Annotated in this window: 15 protein-coding genes and 1 riboswitch; of the genes, 13 read left to right on the top strand and 2 right to left on the bottom strand. The window is 33.0% G+C overall.

Going from position 1 to position 16,481, the window contains the following annotated elements; all coding sequences use genetic code 11:
* Positions 1-19 precede the first annotated feature (19 nt).
* Positions 20-1,270 (bottom strand): methionine adenosyltransferase, encoded by a 1,251-nt coding sequence (gene metK, locus QO182_RS02620; protein WP_371541358.1) that lies wholly within the window; start codon positions 1,268-1,270, stop codon positions 20-22.
* 654 nt (positions 1,271-1,924) lie between these two features.
* Here metK and QO182_RS02615 point away from each other — a divergent pair.
* The 10 genes from QO182_RS02615 to QO182_RS02570 all read left to right on the top strand — a co-directional run bounded on the left by QO182_RS02615 (position 1,925) and on the right by QO182_RS02570 (position 12,777).
* Complete coding sequence (locus tag QO182_RS02615; RefSeq protein ID WP_371541356.1) at positions 1,925-2,230, top strand: hypothetical protein; 306 nt, start codon at positions 1,925-1,927, stop codon at positions 2,228-2,230.
* Between the two features lie 208 nt (positions 2,231-2,438).
* On the top strand, positions 2,439-2,636 hold the full coding sequence (locus QO182_RS02610) for a hypothetical protein (protein ID WP_371541354.1): 198 nt from the start codon (positions 2,439-2,441) through the stop codon (positions 2,634-2,636).
* Positions 2,637-3,208: 572 nt separating this feature from the next.
* Positions 3,209-4,483 (top strand): O-acetylhomoserine aminocarboxypropyltransferase/cysteine synthase family protein, encoded by a 1,275-nt coding sequence (locus QO182_RS02605; RefSeq protein ID WP_371559804.1) that lies wholly within the window; start codon positions 3,209-3,211, stop codon positions 4,481-4,483.
* A 544-nt stretch (positions 4,484-5,027) separates the two neighbouring features.
* Complete coding sequence (locus tag QO182_RS02600; protein ID WP_371541348.1) at positions 5,028-5,231, top strand: hypothetical protein; 204 nt, start codon at positions 5,028-5,030, stop codon at positions 5,229-5,231.
* 180 nt (positions 5,232-5,411) lie between these two features.
* A riboswitch (SAM riboswitch) is annotated at positions 5,412-5,520 on the top strand.
* 80 nt (positions 5,521-5,600) lie between these two features.
* The gene (gene thrA, locus QO182_RS02595; RefSeq protein WP_371559802.1) at positions 5,601-8,987 is read left to right on the top strand and encodes a bifunctional aspartate kinase/homoserine dehydrogenase I; all 3,387 of its coding nucleotides are present in this window, start codon (positions 5,601-5,603) and stop codon (positions 8,985-8,987) included.
* A 59-nt stretch (positions 8,988-9,046) separates the two neighbouring features.
* The gene (locus tag QO182_RS02590; RefSeq protein ID WP_371559799.1) at positions 9,047-9,403 is read left to right on the top strand and encodes a hypothetical protein; all 357 of its coding nucleotides are present in this window, start codon (positions 9,047-9,049) and stop codon (positions 9,401-9,403) included.
* Positions 9,404-9,569: 166 nt separating this feature from the next.
* Positions 9,570-10,004, top strand: coding sequence for an OsmC family protein (locus tag QO182_RS02585; protein ID WP_371559796.1), 435 nt, complete (start codon positions 9,570-9,572; stop codon positions 10,002-10,004).
* 86 nt (positions 10,005-10,090) lie between these two features.
* The gene (locus QO182_RS02580; protein ID WP_371559793.1) at positions 10,091-11,263 is read left to right on the top strand and encodes a PLP-dependent aspartate aminotransferase family protein; all 1,173 of its coding nucleotides are present in this window, start codon (positions 10,091-10,093) and stop codon (positions 11,261-11,263) included.
* Positions 11,264-11,394: 131 nt separating this feature from the next.
* On the top strand, positions 11,395-12,243 hold the full coding sequence (locus tag QO182_RS02575; RefSeq protein WP_371541336.1) for a GIY-YIG nuclease family protein: 849 nt from the start codon (positions 11,395-11,397) through the stop codon (positions 12,241-12,243).
* Between the two features lie 123 nt (positions 12,244-12,366).
* A complete protein-coding gene (locus tag QO182_RS02570) occupies positions 12,367-12,777 on the top strand; it encodes an Rrf2 family transcriptional regulator (RefSeq protein WP_371541335.1) in 411 nt (136 codons plus the stop codon).
* A 94-nt stretch (positions 12,778-12,871) separates the two neighbouring features.
* Here the strand turns inward: QO182_RS02570 and QO182_RS02565 are convergent, their stop codons facing one another.
* Positions 12,872-13,660: a sulfite exporter TauE/SafE family protein gene (locus QO182_RS02565; RefSeq protein WP_371541333.1), complete on the bottom strand. Its 789-nt coding sequence runs from the start codon at positions 13,658-13,660 to the stop codon at positions 12,872-12,874.
* Between the two features lie 327 nt (positions 13,661-13,987).
* Between QO182_RS02565 and QO182_RS02560 the strand changes: the two genes are divergently transcribed.
* The 3 genes from QO182_RS02560 (at position 13,988) to QO182_RS02550 (ending at position 16,436) form a co-directional block, all read left to right on the top strand.
* Entirely contained in the window at positions 13,988-14,689 is a 702-nt protein-coding gene (locus QO182_RS02560) for a phosphoadenylyl-sulfate reductase (protein WP_371559789.1), read from the top strand.
* Positions 14,690-14,803: 114 nt separating this feature from the next.
* Entirely contained in the window at positions 14,804-15,703 is a 900-nt protein-coding gene (gene cysD / locus QO182_RS02555; protein ID WP_371541328.1) for a sulfate adenylyltransferase subunit CysD, read from the top strand.
* Positions 15,633-16,436 (top strand): DUF2490 domain-containing protein, encoded by an 804-nt coding sequence (locus QO182_RS02550; RefSeq protein ID WP_371541325.1) that lies wholly within the window; start codon positions 15,633-15,635, stop codon positions 16,434-16,436. Before cysD ends, QO182_RS02550 begins: the two co-directional genes overlap by 71 nt.
* Positions 16,437-16,481: the final 45 nt, after the last annotated feature.

Raw genomic sequence — 16,481 nt, 5'->3', positions numbered from 1 at the left:
ATAAATTATATTTTTTGAATTACAATCCAAAAGCATCTTTCACTTGGTCAACAAAATCTAATTTTTCCCATGTGAATAACTCAACGTCAACCGTTTTTGTTAATCCTCCTGGAGCAAAAAAGGTTTTAGTAACTATTTGTGGCGTACGTCCCATGTGTCCGTAAGCAGCAGTTTCGCTATAGATAGGGTTTCTTAGTTTTAAGCGTTGCTCAATAAAGTAAGGACGCATATCAAAGATTTCTTCTACTTTCTTGGCAATTTCTCCGTCTCTTAAGTTAAGTTTTGAAGTTCCGTAAGTTTCAATGAAGATTCCCATTGGCTTCGCTACACCAATAGCATAAGAAACCTGAACTAAAATTTCGTCAGCGACACCTGCGGCAACTAAATTTTTAGCAATATGACGTGTAGCATAAGCGGCACTTCGATCTACTTTACTTGGGTCTTTTCCAGAGAAAGCACCACCACCGTGAGCTCCTTTTCCTCCGTAAGTGTCCACAATGATTTTTCTTCCTGTTAATCCAGTATCTCCATGAGGTCCTCCAATCACAAATTTACCAGTTGGGTTAATATGATATTGAATAGCATCATTAAATAAATGTGCGTGAGCAGGGTTTTTAGCGATAATTCTTGGAATTAAAATCGACACTAGATCGCTTTTAATTTTAGCTAGCATAACTGATTCCTCATCAAAATCATCATGTTGAGTAGAAATTACAATGGTATCAATACGTGTAGGTTTGTTATCATCACTGTATTCTAATGTTACCTGTGATTTAGCATCTGGGCGTAAATAAGTAATTTCATTATTTTCACGTCTAAGAATAGCTAATTCTTGTAATAATTTATGAGATAAATCCAATGCCAAAGGCATGAAGTTTTCAGTTTCATTTGTGGCATAACCAAACATCATTCCTTGGTCACCAGCTCCTTGGTCTTCAGGGTTCGCTCTGTCAACACCTTGGTTTATATCTGCTGATTGTTCGTGAATAGCAGAAAGAATACCGCAAGAATTGGCTTCAAACATGTATTCGCTTTTAGTGTAACCAATTTTTTTGATTACATCACGAGCGATTTGTTGAACATCAAGGTAGGTATTTGACTTTACTTCACCGGCCAATATTACTTGTCCCGTTGTTACTAAAGTTTCACACGCTACTTTTGAGTCAGCGTCAAATGCCAAAAAATTATCAATTAATGCGTCTGAAATTTGATCTGCAATTTTGTCTGGGTGCCCCTCACTTACAGATTCTGACGTAAATAAATATGCCATAATAAATATAAATTTAAAATTAAGGGAGGAAAAATAATTGCGGGAAATACTAAAGGAGAGTTTCTGCTTTAGCATTTTTTCTACTGAAAATTTTTCAGCATCCATAATGAATTCGTTTCATTATGAAGAGGTTGCAATCAGTTCAAATTTTTCCTCTTGTAATTGAGTGCAAAGGTATGAAACCATTTTGAATTGCAAATTAAACTTAAGTTTTTTTTAAGTAGGAAAGTGTTGTTATTTTTTAATCAACTAAAAATCTATTTAGGTAACAGAGTAGAAATACGGTTGATTAGTTTACTTTTATATAATAATTTAATGACATACTATTTACTTATGATTGAAATCATAAAACTACTTTAGTATTGTTTTTACGGGGATTCGAATTCAGAAGTTTTTATGACTTTTTTCTTAAGAATGGCTTGTTTAAAGTGTAAAATATCTGATTTTGTGGCTTTTAAACGAGTATGTTTCACTTCGTTACTACTGTTTGTTAAATTTGTTAAAGCTTAAATGTAGGGATTCAAAGACTTTATAATTAAAAAAAGCATATGTTTTTTTAGTTTATATAGCTAGAATTAAGAAAGGTAATCTTGCATATCCTAAACGTAAGCGAGGAGTTAAAAATAATTTATCAATCCAAAAAAATAATTTATTATGAAAGCAATTCAAAAGGTTTTATTACTTGAAAAAACAGGAAAAGAGAACGAAGTTACCGTAAGTAATAAATGGGATAGATACCTTGATGACTATAATAATTACGTTAAGGAATACAATAAGCATTATTTGAATGCATTAAAAGGTGATCAACGATCAATATCATTGTATCCCTATATGAAAGAGAAATGGGAATCTTTGAAAAAACGACTGATTAAGGCATACAATAATAAACGATTAAGCGATAGACAGATTAGAAGAGTGGTTAAAATAAACATGAAAATTGTTAAAGCCTGCTTTAAGTAAAATTAGATAGTAAGGGACGCTTAATGAAAGATTTTTCAAGGTGTTCCTAAGAGGGTAAAATAGGCGTATTTTATTCTTGTCTTTTTTAGCGGTTGTTTAGTGCTGGCAATCAAATGGGTTAGAAAGGGGTATGTAGTACTTGAGCAACTGATGCTTTAGTACGTACGATAGAGGAAAATGAAAAAGCAAACTGCTAAAAAGGAATATCATGAAAACATCAAAACCAGCTTTGTCAAAGTCAGATTTTAGATTCAGGGTAAAAAAAGAAGAAAAAGTGGAGTCAATTCACGAATTAGTGCACCCAAGAATTCAAACCAAAACAACAAATTCTCCTAGGTCTAAAAACACTTCAATTTCCTTAATGCTTCAAATGTATTCTCGAGAAAATGAAGTTCTGTTCATATAATTTAAAGATTATCCTATATTTAAGAAATTCAATGGGATCTAAAGTTAATTTAGCATTAAGAACAGCTGTCAATTTTGTGGGTGGTTTAACGTTTGTTTTAAATTATTGATTAGTGGGGTTTTAACAGAAAATATTTTATTTGTTATTTTTTAAAATATATTAGGATATATAAATTATTGTCAGCAAATTTGTTTCAACAAAAAAAGGAAACCATGAAATTAAATGTTTGTAATATGTCAAAAGCCATGAAGGTTCATTCCTTAGGGTAGACTATTGCTTCAATTTAAAATCTTAAATATAGCAAAAGCTTCCCTCAAAAAGGGAAGCTTTTTTTTTTGAAAACTAAAGAAGAACTTCTTTTAGAATAAATAATAAGATAAAATGATCAATCTAAATTTTAAACAAGTTAATCCGTCAATTGTCAAATCTATGATTTGTGCAAAAGCCATGATGTGTATTTGTTTCAGGTAATCCAAAAGTATAAGTTTATAAGACAGCTTAAAGCCCTTTTGGATACCTATCTAAAAGGGTTTTTATTTAATAAATAACAATAAAATCAAAAAACTAAAATTATGAGTACTAATAAATTTGAAACAAACGCATTGCATGCTGGACATGATGTAACAAAACACGCAGGAACTCGAGCGGTTCCCATTTACCAAACATCATCGTATGTTTTTGATAATTCAGAGCATGCGGCTAATTTATTCGGGCTTTCTGAAGCGGGTTATATTTATACTAGACTTAATAATCCTACTAATGATATTCTAGAACAACGTTTAGCAGCATTAGAAGGCGGTATAGGTGCTGTTGTTACTGCTTCAGGAACAGCGGCGATTACAACCGCTTTGTTAGTGTTGTTAAAAACGGGTGATCATATTGTAGCATCTAGCAGTTTGTATGGAGGAACATTTAACTTATTACAAACTACTTTGCCGCGACTAGGAATTACAACCACTTTTGTAGATCCTTCTGATCCAGCTAATTTTGCTAAGGCAGCGAATGAGAATACAAAAGTGTTTTTTATAGAAAGTTTGGGTAACCCAAAGTTAGATGTATTGGATATTGAAGCTATTTCTGCTGAAGCAAAAGCATTAAAAGTGCCTTTAATTGTTGATAACACAGTAGCTTCTCCATATTTACTAAATCCAATAGCGCACGGAGCGAACATTGTTATTCATTCTTTGACAAAATATATCTCAGGTAACGGAACTTCTTTAGGAGGAGTTATTGTTGATGCGGGGACTTTTGATTGGAGTAGTGGTCGTTTTCCGGAATTTACAACGCCTAATGCTGGTTACCATGGCTTGGTTTATCATGAAGCTTTAGGAAACGCTGCTTTTATTGCGAGAGTAAGAATTGAAGGACTACGTGATTATGGAGCTGCTTTGAGTCCGTTTAATGCGTTCCAAATTATTCAAGGTTTAGAAACATTGGCCGTACGTGTAAAGAGACATAGTGAGAACGGATTAGCATTAGCACAATGGTTAGAAAGTCAGGAGCAAGTTGCTTGGGTAAATTATCCAGGGTTGAAATCAAGTGAATATTATGCTCTGGCAAAACGTTATTTGCCGAAAGGACAAAACGGATTAGTAACCTTTGGTCTAAAAGGAGGTTTTGAAGCAGCTAAAAAAGTGGCCGATGATACCAAACTATTTTCGCTACTCGCAAATATTGGAGATACAAAATCATTAATTATTCATCCAGCAAGTACAACGCATCAACAATTATCTGATGAACAACAGTTAGCTTCAGGTGTTTCTAAAGATTTGATTCGTCTTTCTGTAGGTTTAGAAGATATCGAAGATTTAAAAGCCGACTTAAAAGCAGTTTTTGATTTATTATAAGAATTTATAAAGTGCATTTTTTATCGTTTGAAAACTGCTTTTTATCCAAACGTAAGATGAGTTTTATAGTATTACAATCTCAGTTTGTAAGATTATAATATTTGTATTAAAAAGGAGTTAAAATGTTGATAGTCATTAGGAAACTAGCAAAAAAAAACTGAGATTTGTTGCAAGAAAATACCAAAGATGAATTTAATCATTATTGTAAATCTTAAAACTATTTCGGAATCATCTGCAAGGAAATGATTGCCTTATATTATAGCTATAATTAAGCATCAGCCTTCCTATTTCTTTTGGAAGGCTTTTTTATTAAAACAATTTAGAATTTAAAGATAATTAGCATGGAAAAACATATTTTTAGAAATAATAGATCACTAGTGATTACCTTATTTGTAAAAATATGTTGATATGCCAAAAGTATAAGTTACTATAACTTTAACCCTTTTGGTATTTATCCAAAAGGGTTTTTTTATGGTATTTAAAAGAGAATAAAGAGTAACAAACAAGCAAGAATAAACATAGCAACAATTAAACAAGTAGACACATGGGGGCAATTAGTAGAATTACCAGAGCGGTAAGTTTTTTAAGGAACTTAAAAACTAAAAAAAATAGTATAAAAATCACGGTAGATGATTTAGTTCATCCAAGATTTGGTATCAACGACACCAATGCTAATGATTTAAATAAATCACCAAATTCATTACAGTTTTTGATGTATTCAAAGGAAAACGATACTCTTTTTATCTAATTGATAGCGAGCTGTCTTTATAGTGATTTACACGCGAGTAATTTCTGAATTGTTATGTTCAGCAATGTCTCGCGTTTTTTTTGTTAAATATATTTTTCCCTAATAATCGGGATGGGAAAAGTTTGGTTGTTATAAAAATATGTAGTTAATTTGCAGTAATAAGTTCACACACGTATTGAAATGTTATAAAGAAAGGACGAGGGATTAGACCCGATGAAGCCTTAGCAACCCTTCGAGAAATCGAAGAAGGTGCTGCATTCTACCACTCCCTAAAGTGGAAAGATAACAACAAGAATTTCTCTAGTATTTACCTAGTTTTTTCTTTCTAATATTTCCAAATACAAATCAAAATCAATAAAAGATTTGACATTGGAAAATAAACCAACACATATTACCATACAAAATTTCACCACGCACAATGGTGCTTTTTATGCTAGCCTAAACTTAAGTTATCAGGTTTTTGGCGCTGCTTTGCATACCGCTCCCATTATCTTAATTAATCATGCCTTGACCGGAAACTCACAAGTAATTGGCGAATCGGGTTGGTGGAATGATATTGTGGGTGTCGATAGAACAATCGATACTAGGAAATATACCATTGTTTCTTTTGATGTTCCTGGTAACGGATTCAATTCAGCGACTATTGAGAACTACAGAGATTTTGTCGCTCGAGATATTGCTAAAATTTTCATTGAAGGACTAAAGTTCTTAAAGATTGATTCTTTATTTGCTCTTATCGGAGGTTCTGTTGGTGGTGGAATTGCTTGGGAAATTTTGGCCTTAGAGCCTAAGTTAGCTCAAAATTTCATTCCAATTGCTACAGATTGGAAAGCAACTGATTGGTTGATTGCTAATTGTTATTTGCAAGAGCAAATCCTAAATAATTCTAAAAAGCCTATTGAAGACGCTCGTATTCATGCCATGTTGTGCTACCGCACGCCTGAATCTTTCAAGGTAAAATTTAATAGAGATCTCAATGAACAACTAGAAACGTTCAAAGTAGAAAGTTGGTTAAATTACCATGGAGAAAAACTAGAAAAAAGGTTTCAGCTTTCAGCTTATAAAATGATGAACCAATTATTGAAAACGATTGATATAACTAGGAATCATGAGTCTTTAGAATCAGTTATTTCAAAAGTGGATGCTAATATATACATTGTAGGAATCAATTCGGATTTGTTTTTTACAGCAAAGGAGAATCGAGATACGTACAACGAGATTAAAAAATTTAAAAATAATGTATTCTATAGTGAGATTGACTCGCAACACGGACACGATGCTTTCTTGATGGAATACGAACAACTAGACAATTTATTAGAAGTTGTTTTCAAAAATAAAAAACAGATGAAAATAGTAAAATTTGGTGGAAAGTCTTTAGCAAACGGTGAAGGGATCAACACAGTTTTAGATATTATTGAGGAAAAAATAAAACAAGACGAGAAAATTGCAATCGTAGTTTCGGCAAGAGGAAAAACAACAGATGAGCTAGACGACATTTTGACTATAGCTGCAAAAAACGGAAATTATAAGCCATTACTAGAAAGTTTTAAAACCTATCAAAAAGATGGTTTTGATGCCGTTGATTTTTCAACTGAATTTGATAAGCTAGATAAGCTTTTTGAAGGTGTTAGTTTAATAGGGGATTATAGCGTGAAAATTCAAGATCAAATTTTAGCACATGGCGAAGTTCTTTCGGCTAAATTATTGGTTTTTTTATTGAATGAAAGAGGTATTCCTGCGAAACTTGCAGACACCAGAGAATTAATTATAACCGACTCTAATTTTGGGGATGCACAACCTTTGGACGCTGTTTCTAAGAAAAATATCATTCAAATTTTCAAAGAGAATAAAGATTCAATTCTAGTGATTACTGGTTTTATTGGTTCGAATGCAAAACACGAAACCACTACTTTAGGTAGAAACGGAAGTAATTATACGGCGTCATTAGTCGCTAATTATATCAATGCCGAAGAATTGCAAAATTTCACTCATGTTGATGGAATTTACACTGCTAATCCCGAGTTGGTTTTAGATGCTAAAAAGATTGAATCTTTGTCTTATAATGAAGCAAATGAAATTGCTAATTTTGGTGTGAATATTTTGCATGCAAAAACAATTATTCCTTTATTAGAGAAAAATATTCCGCTTCGTATTTTAAATACTTTCAATCACGAAAATAATGGAACTTTAATTACTTCAAATTCTAATGTCAGCGGAATTAAAACATTATCTGTTTTAGAAAATGTTTCTTTGGTAAATTTAGAAGGAAGAGGATTACTTGGAAAAACAGGAGTGGATGCGCGTATTTTCAAGGTGATGGGTGACAATGATATTAGCGTAAGTATTATTTCTCAAGGTTCTTCAGAAAGAGGAATAGGACTTGTGGTTGCTGCTGATAAAGCAACAAAAGCTATGATCGAATTAGAAAAAGAATTCGAAAATGATTTCTATTCTAAGGATGTCAACAAGATTACAGTTGTCGACAACGTATCGGTAATTTCAATAATAGGCCAAGATCTTAGTACGTTTCATAAGCCTTATACGGCTTTGATAAAAAACAAAATTGTTCCTATTTTATTCAATAATACCGTTACGGGTAAGAATGTGAGTTTAGTGGTTAAAAAATCAGAACTTAACAAAGCGCTGAATGTTATTCATGGGGAGATATTTGGGGTTGCGAAGAAAATCAATATTGCCATTTTTGGGCATGGATTAGTTGGCGGAACCTTAATCAATCAAATTTTAGAATCGGCGGAAGCAATCGAAAAAAGGAAAGATGTTAAGTTGAATATTTTTGCTATTGCCAATTCTCGAAATGTGCTGTTGAATAAAAACGGAGTTTCGGCTAACTGGAAAAACGAAATTCAAGCTAAGGGGTCAGCGTATACATTAAGCGATATTATTGCTTTTGCAGAAGCGAATCATCTAGAAAATTTAATTGCAATTGATAACACGGCGAGTGCTGATTTTGTCGAGAATTACATTCCGTTAGTTGAAAGCAGTTTTGATTTAATTTCTTCAAATAAAATAGCGAATACTTTAAGTTATGGTTTTTATAAAAAGCTACGTAAATCATTAGCTGATAATCAGAAGAATTATTTATATGAAACCAATGTAGGTGCGGGTTTACCATTAATTGATACTATTAAATTATTGCATCTTTCTGGTGAAAATATCACTAAAATAAAAGGCGTTTTCTCAGGAACATTAAGCTATTTGTTTAATAATTTCTCTTCCAAAGATGTTCCGTTTAGCGAAATATTGAAAGAAGCAATTGATAGTGGTTTTACTGAACCAGATCCAAGAGAGGATTTATGTGGGAATGATGTAGGTCGAAAACTACTTATATTGGCGAGAGAACTAGACTTGCAAAATGAGTTTGAGGAAGTTGATATTCAGAATTTAATTCCAGAACACTTACGTGAAGGAAGTGCGGCAGATTTCTTGACTAAATTAAAGGAATTTGATCCTATTTATGATAAGATAAAAGCAGACCAAAAACCAAATCACGTTTTGAGATACATCGGGGAATTGTCTGGAGATTTACAACATGACAAAGGAATTTTGGAAGTAAAATTAGTTTCCGTACCTTCGGATACTGCTTTAGGAGGATTGAAAGGTTCTGATTCTTTCTTCGAGATTTATACAGAGTCTTACGGAGACCGACCAATTGTAATTCAAGGAGCTGGAGCGGGATCTGCAGTTACAGCAAGAGGTGTTTTTGGAGACATCTTGAGATTGTCGGATAAAGGCTAATGATTTAAGATTGTAGAGTAACGATTTTTGATTTCAGATTTAAAATAAATAGTAAGAACATGAATATCCTGTATATTATAATTGGAATGAATGTGACGATTATTTTTTTATTTGATAAAAGTAAATTAGATAACAAGCAATCATTTTTCAAAATCCTAGGATTAAATATAGTGTTGTTCTTAATTGGTTTAATAATTTTAACTGCAGGTTTAGAGAAAAGCACAGCTGTCAATTCATTATTTATACCTTTGATTGCGCAGGGATTTTATTATGTTTTAAGTAAAGTGTTTTACTTAAAATACAAAAGAAATAGTATTGATACATATTGGACAATGGATAAAACAGTGTTTGTAGATGGTTGGTTCAATAGTTTATTTTGGATAGTTTCAATTTTGCTATTTTTACTCGTATTATGATGAACAAATAAAATAATAAATATATAAAAATCCGCGTTTGAAATCCGCGTTTTTGCTATAGCAAATCCGTTTTATCCGCGTTCAAATAAAGAATAATAATTAAAAAAGGGACATACCTTCGGTCTTGGCTCCCTCCCTTTTAGGGAGGGTTGGGGAGGGGATAATAATGAAAATTACATTAAACAGAGTAAACGACAATTTCCATTTCGAATTAAAAAACGAACGTGGCCATATAGTAAATGTAGATAGCCGTCCAGAATTTGGTGGCGATGATCAAGGATCAAGTCCAATGGAATTAGTATTAATGGGAGTTGCAGGATGTAGCGCTATTGATATGATTTCGATTCTAAAAAAACAACGTCAAGAAATCACTTCATTTAAAGCTGAGGTAGAGGGAGAACGTGTTCAGGTTGGTGAAGCAAAACCTTTTAAAGACATCTACTTGGTTTTTTACTTAGAAGGAAACATAAAAGAAGACAAAGCTGCCAAAGCTGCTCAACTTTCTTTCGATAAATACTGCTCGGTTTCTAAAACTTTAGAACCAACGGCAACCATCCATTATAAAGTAGTTTTGAATGGAGTGGAATTAGGTAAAATCTAAAAATAAAATTAATCGTTTGAAGAGGGAGGGAGTGTTGAAATACTAATTTCGAACAACTTTAAACTTTAAACTTTAAACAAAAGAGAATGAATAATTCAGAATTTGGTTTTGAAACCGAAGCCATCCGTACCCAATTAGAACGCACCCAATATTTAGAGCACTCCGTTCCATTATACTTAACTTCTAGTTTTGTGTTTGAAGATGCCGAAGACATGCGTGCTTCATTTGCAGAAGAGAAAGATAGAAATATTTATAGCCGTTACAGCAACCCAAACACCAACGAGTTTGTAGAAAAAGTATGCAAGATGGAAGGCGCAACTGCTGGTTTTGCCTTTGCCTCTGGAATGGCTGCCGTATATTCAACCATGGCTGCATTATTGAAATCTGGCGATCATATCGTTTCGTCAAGTAGTGTTTTTGGGGCGACGCATTCGTTGTTTATCAATTATTTTCCAAAGTGGAATATCGAAACCTCGTATTTTGATATTAACGAACCAGAAACCATTGAAAGTTTCATTACACCCAATACAAAGATTCTTTTTGCTGAATCGCCAACGAATCCCGCAGTCGATATTATAGATCTGGAATTGCTAGGGAATATTGCCAAAAAGCACAATTTGATTCTCGTAATTGACAACTGTTTTGCAACGCCTTATTTACAGCAACCTATAAAATGGGGAGCGCATTTGGTCGTGCATTCTGCTACAAAGTTAATGGATGGTCAAGGACGAGTTTTAGGCGGAGTAACGGTTGGTAATCCCGAGTTGATTCATAAAATCTATTTGTTTTCCCGACTTACGGGACCTTCTTTATCCCCATTTAATGCGTGGGTTTTATCAAAAAGTTTAGAGACATTAGCAATTCGTTTGGACAGACATTGCGAAAATGCAATGAAGGTTGCGGAGTTTTTAGAACAGCATCCAAATGTAAATAAGGTAAAATATCCTTTCTTGAAATCACATCCACAATATGAAATTGCCCAAAAGCAAATGAAGTTGGGTGGCAGCATTGTCGCTTTTGAAATAAAAGGAGGACTTGAAGCAGGACGTAACTTTTTGGATAAAATAAAATTATGTTCGTTGTCACCAAACTTGGGAGATACCAGAACCATTGTTACACATCCGGCATCAACAACACATAGTAAGTTATCAGTTGATGAGAGATTAGCGGTAAGTATTACAGATGGTTTAGTACGTGTTTCTGTAGGACTGGAAACTGTAAAAGATGTAATTGCTGATTTAGAGCAGGCACTTTCTTAAACGTTTTTCTTATAGCATATATTTAAAACCCACAGTTTATAGCTGTGGGTTTTGTGTTTATATTTGAGATTATTAAAATGAAAGTTTAGTTTGAGTTTTAAAGTATTATCTTAGTTTTTTTTAAAATATATATGGCACTAGGAAAGACAATAAAAATATTTTTGATTGATGGAGATTCAAATGGACGTATGAGTTGTGAACTTTCTAATTGGACAGGGAAAGCTTATAAAATACCAAGAATTAACATTAAAGAATGTTCAGATAGAGATGATTTGAATAACACTGGAGTTTATTTACTTTTTGGAAAAGACGAAGAGGATAATGATTTGGTTTATATTGGAGAAGCTGAATCTGTTTTTAGTAGGTTAAAACAACATTTAAGCGGAAAGGAATTCTGGAATGAAGCTATTGTTTTTATTTCTAAGGATGACAACCTTAATAAAGCTCACATCAAGTATTTGGAAAATAGACTTCACGATATTGCAATAAACTCTAAACGTTATAAAGTTGAAAATTCAATGATTCCGACACAATCATCTATTTCAGAATCTGATAGAGCAGAAATGGAAGAGTTTATTGGATATGTCAAAATTCTAGTTAATACATTAGGGCATAAAGTATTTGATGATAAAAGAGTAGTGAAGGTTCAGCAAAAGCAAAACTTTTTCTTTATTAAGGCAGCGCGAGGTGCTGAAGGACAAGGAGAGCCAACATCTGATGGTTTTTTGATATTCAAAGGTTCTAAAGCTGCGTATGTAATTACAAATTCTTTAAGTGCAAGTCTTGTGAAAAATAGACAAAAGCTCATTGATGAAGGTTTACTTGTTAATAAAGGCGATTATTATGAATTTGTAGAAGATTATATATTTAGTAGTCCATCTACAGCTGCTGCAATTTTGATGGGTAGAAGTGCGAATGGACAAACGGAATGGAAACTTGCAGACGGAAGGTCTTTGAAAGATTTTGAAACAACTATTTAAAGTAAGAATCTTTTTTATGTAAATTAGATTCAAAATAGCATATTTTTGTTGTTATTGAATAGTTAATTGGGTTTTTTATATCAAAAATCCTTATCCTTCAAAAATGAATTAAAAATCTTTACCATGCTTTCAAAGAAAACAAAATACGGAATTAAAGCGTTGACTTTTTTGGCTCGCCAAGAAGATCAAACGCCAGTTGCTATTGCTGATATTGCAAAAAGCGAAAATATTTCCGTGAAATTTTTGGAAAGTATTTTGTTGCTTTTGCGTCATTCTGGTTTTTTAGGTGCCAAAAAAGGAAAAGGAGGCGGTTATTATTTGATAAAAGACCCGAAAGAGATTAATATGGCCAAAGTGTACCGTATTCTCGAAGGTCCAATTGCTTTGTTGCCCTGTGCAAGTCATAACTTTTATGAAAAATGTGATGATTGTAAAGATGAGGTTGCCTGTGCAGTTCGCAAATTAATGACTGAAGTACGTGACAATACATTAAAAATATTAGAAAACAACACACTTGCTGATATCGCTTTTTAGTCAATCCGATTAAAGTAATTCGCAGATAAAAAAATACCCTTTCATTGGATAGACAATGAAAGGGTATTTTTTTTTTGAATTAATAACTGGAAGTTTAACCTATGAAAACTAGTTTGTAGCCTACAAAAAACAACATCATCGCAATGGCATTTCTAAGAAATAAGTCAGGCACTTTTCCACTTAGCATACTCCCTACGTATATTCCAGGAAGTGACCCTATTAATAACTGTCCTAGCAAGCCCAAGTCTAAATTTCCCATTGTGGCATGTCCTAAACCTGCTACAAGTGTTAAAGGAACAGCATGAGCAATCTCAGTACCAACTAATCTGGGAGTTGCTAAAAGAGGGTATAGGAAAAATAAAGTTACCGTACCTAAAGCTCCTGCGCCTATAGACGTTAGTGTTACAGTTGCGCCTAGTAGTACACCTATTGCAACGGTTAGTATATTTTGTGTTTTACTCTCGCTATGAAATTTGTCACCAGAATGTTTCTGAGAAATAATCAATAGTTTCTTTTTGAACAAAACTGCTATCGAGGTTAAAAGTAGTGCCCAACCCAGACTATATTTAATTACTGCATTTAAAGCAGTAATGTCTGTTTTGATACTATGTAAAATCCACAAAGTTAATAATGCCGCAGGGACACTCCCTAAGGATAGCCAACCCGTAATGGTCCAATTAATATTCTTTTTTTTATGATGCACATAAATACCACCCATTTTGGTAAATGCCGCATACAATAGATCCGTGCCAACAGCTGTTGTTGGAGGAATACCAAACCATAATAATATAGGTGTCATCAAAGATCCACCTCCTACACCAGTTAAGCCAACAATGAAACCTACGGTTAAACCTGCGATGACTAATCCTATTTGAAAATCCATACAAATAATTTTTGGTCAAAATTAATAACTATTTTATAATTATCCTATAGGGGAAGTAGACTAACTGAAATATATTTTAAAAATTAAACAATTATTAGAATTTCATGATTTTATTTAGGAATAACAATAATGGAATTAAGATAAATATTTTATTTAATAATTTTATGCCTCGGGGGACTAATATGCTTTTGTTGAGTAGTTAAGGTGCTATTGCTTTTGGGTGCAGAAAAGTAATTTTTTGTTTTGTAGTTTGGAAATAAGTAGTACTTTTGCGTAGTAATCTACTAAACCGATAGGATAATGGATTTTGTAAAATAAAAAAGAAAAATGAGCGCAACTATAGTACATGCATTAATAGAAAAAACAAAAGACTTCTCAATTGAAGAAACTTTTGCTTTTTTGGCCAATGAATATAAAGATAAAGTAGTGTTTTCGACTTCTTTTGGTCAAGAAGACCAAGTGATAACAGCTTTAATTGCTAAAAGTGATACGGCAATTAACATCTTCACTTTAGATACAGGCCGTTTGTTTCAAGAAACCTACGATGTTTTTCATAAGACATTAAAGAAATACAAAAAACACATTGAAGTATATTTTCCTGAAGCGACCGATGTTCAAAATCTATTGAATGCAAAAGGACCAAATAGCTTCTACGAGTCGGTTGAAAATAGAAAAGAGTGCTGTTTTATTAGAAAAGTAGCGCCATTGACTAAAGCTTTAAAAGGAAATTCAGTTTGGATTACTGGTTTAAGAGCCGAGCAATCTGAAAACAGAAATGATTTAGATCTTTTTGAATACGATGCGAAGTTTGAAATAATCAAATTCAACCCTTTACTAAAGTGGACTTTGAAAGAAGTAGAAGATTATTTAGAAAAAAATAATGTACCGCAAAATGCATTACATAAAAAAGGATTTGTAAGCATCGGTTGCGCTCCTTGTACCAGAGCAATAGCCGAGGGAGAAGACATCAGAGCTGGAAGATGGTGGTGGGAATCAAGTCACAAAGAATGTGGTTTGCACCAAGGGTAAATTCAAGAGAATAGAAAAAAGAATAAAGAGAATAGAAATTATAAATAGTAGAGAGGGTTTAGTTTAGGTCGCAACAACCTTAAACTTTAAACTTTAAACTTTTAAACTAAAAATATGAGTTCAATATTAAAAACAAACGCATTAGAAAGCGAAGCGATATACATTTTTAGAGAAGTTATTTCTCAATTTGATAAGCCAGTATTGCTTTTTTCTGGAGGTAAAGATTCAATTACTTTGGTGAGATTAGCGCAAAAAGCATTCTTCCCAGCTAAAATTCCTTTTCCATTATTGCACGTAGATACAGGGCATAATTTCCCTGAAACAATCGAATTTAGGGACCGATTGGTTAAAGAATTAGGTTTAGAATTAATTGTTCGTAATGTACAAGACGCTATTGACGAAGGAAAAGTAGTTGAGGAAACAGGAAAATATTCTAGTAGAAACAGTTTGCAAACTACAACTCTTTTAGATGCGATTGACGAATTCAAGTTTGATGCTTGTATTGGTGGTGCGCGTAGAGATGAAGAAAAAGCAAGAGCTAAAGAGCGTATTTTTTCTGTTCGTGATGATTTTGGTCAATGGGATGAAAAAAACCAACGTCCTGAATTGTTTGATTTATTGAACGGGAAAATTGAAAATGGGCAAAACGTACGTGTTTTTCCTATTTCAAACTGGACAGAATTAGATGTGTGGAGTTATATCGAGCAAGAACAAATCGAAATCCCATCAATTTACTTCTCTCACAAACGTAAAGTATTCTTGAGAGACGGAATGATTTGGTCACACTCTCCTTTTGTTTACCAAGAAGAAAATGAAGAAATTGAAGAACGTATTGTTCGTTTTAGAACAGTAGGAGATATGAGTTGTACAGCGGCAGTTGACTCTCATGCTGCAACAATATCAGAAGTAGTTGGTGAAATTAGAATGTCTACAATTTCTGAGCGTGGAGCTAGAATTGACGATAAACGTTCTGAGGCAGCGATGGAGAAAAGAAAACAACAAGGATACTTTTAGGATGCAGTTCTTGAGAATCTTTTTGGGTGTATTTCTTTTTAGTACTGGTTTAATTGCACAAACAGAGAAAAACGTTGACAAACAAAGTTTGCTCTGGACACGATATTATAATCAGCTGGAATTAAATACAAAATGGTCTGTTCATACTGAGATTGATAATAGGATTTTTATAAATCCCGTAGCGGAAAATATATTTGTAGGCCGCGTTCAACTTAGAGATAAGGTAACAGATAAGGTAGAGTTAGGAGCTGGTTTTGCTTATTTCTCGGTAGCAACACAAGATCCTGAGGTTAAAACTGGGTTTCATATTCCTGAATATCGTTTTCAGCAAGATGTAACAGTAAAACAGAGTTTAGGTAAAGTGAATTTAAATCATAGATATCTATTAGAAGAACGGTTTGTTCACAATGCGAGTAAATTAATGCTTGAAGATGGAACCACGTTCTATCTCAGATTTAGATATCGAATCCAAGGAGATTATACTTTTTGGAAGAAGGAAAAGCAATATCTAAAAGCAATTTTATACGATGAAATAATGATTAATGGCGGAAACAAAATTATCAAAAACACATTCGATCAAAACCGAGTTTATGCAGCAGTACAAGTGGGAGTGAGTCCAGCAGTTGCTTTAGAATTAGGTTATTTGAATAGTTTTCAAGAAAGATCAAATGGTGTAGATTATTTCAATAGAGATATTATACGATTCAGTTTCATTCACAAGGTTAAAATATAATACAGAGTACGTGTTCTGTATAGAAATAAAAATAAAAACATTCAG

Origin of the sequence: Flavobacterium sp. Arc2 (genome assembly GCF_041431385.1) — a bacterium.
Lineage (GTDB): Bacteria > Bacteroidota > Bacteroidia > Flavobacteriales > Flavobacteriaceae > Flavobacterium.
Note: the sequence above shows the minus strand (reverse complement) of the source record. Positions and strands in the feature narration are given on the sequence as shown.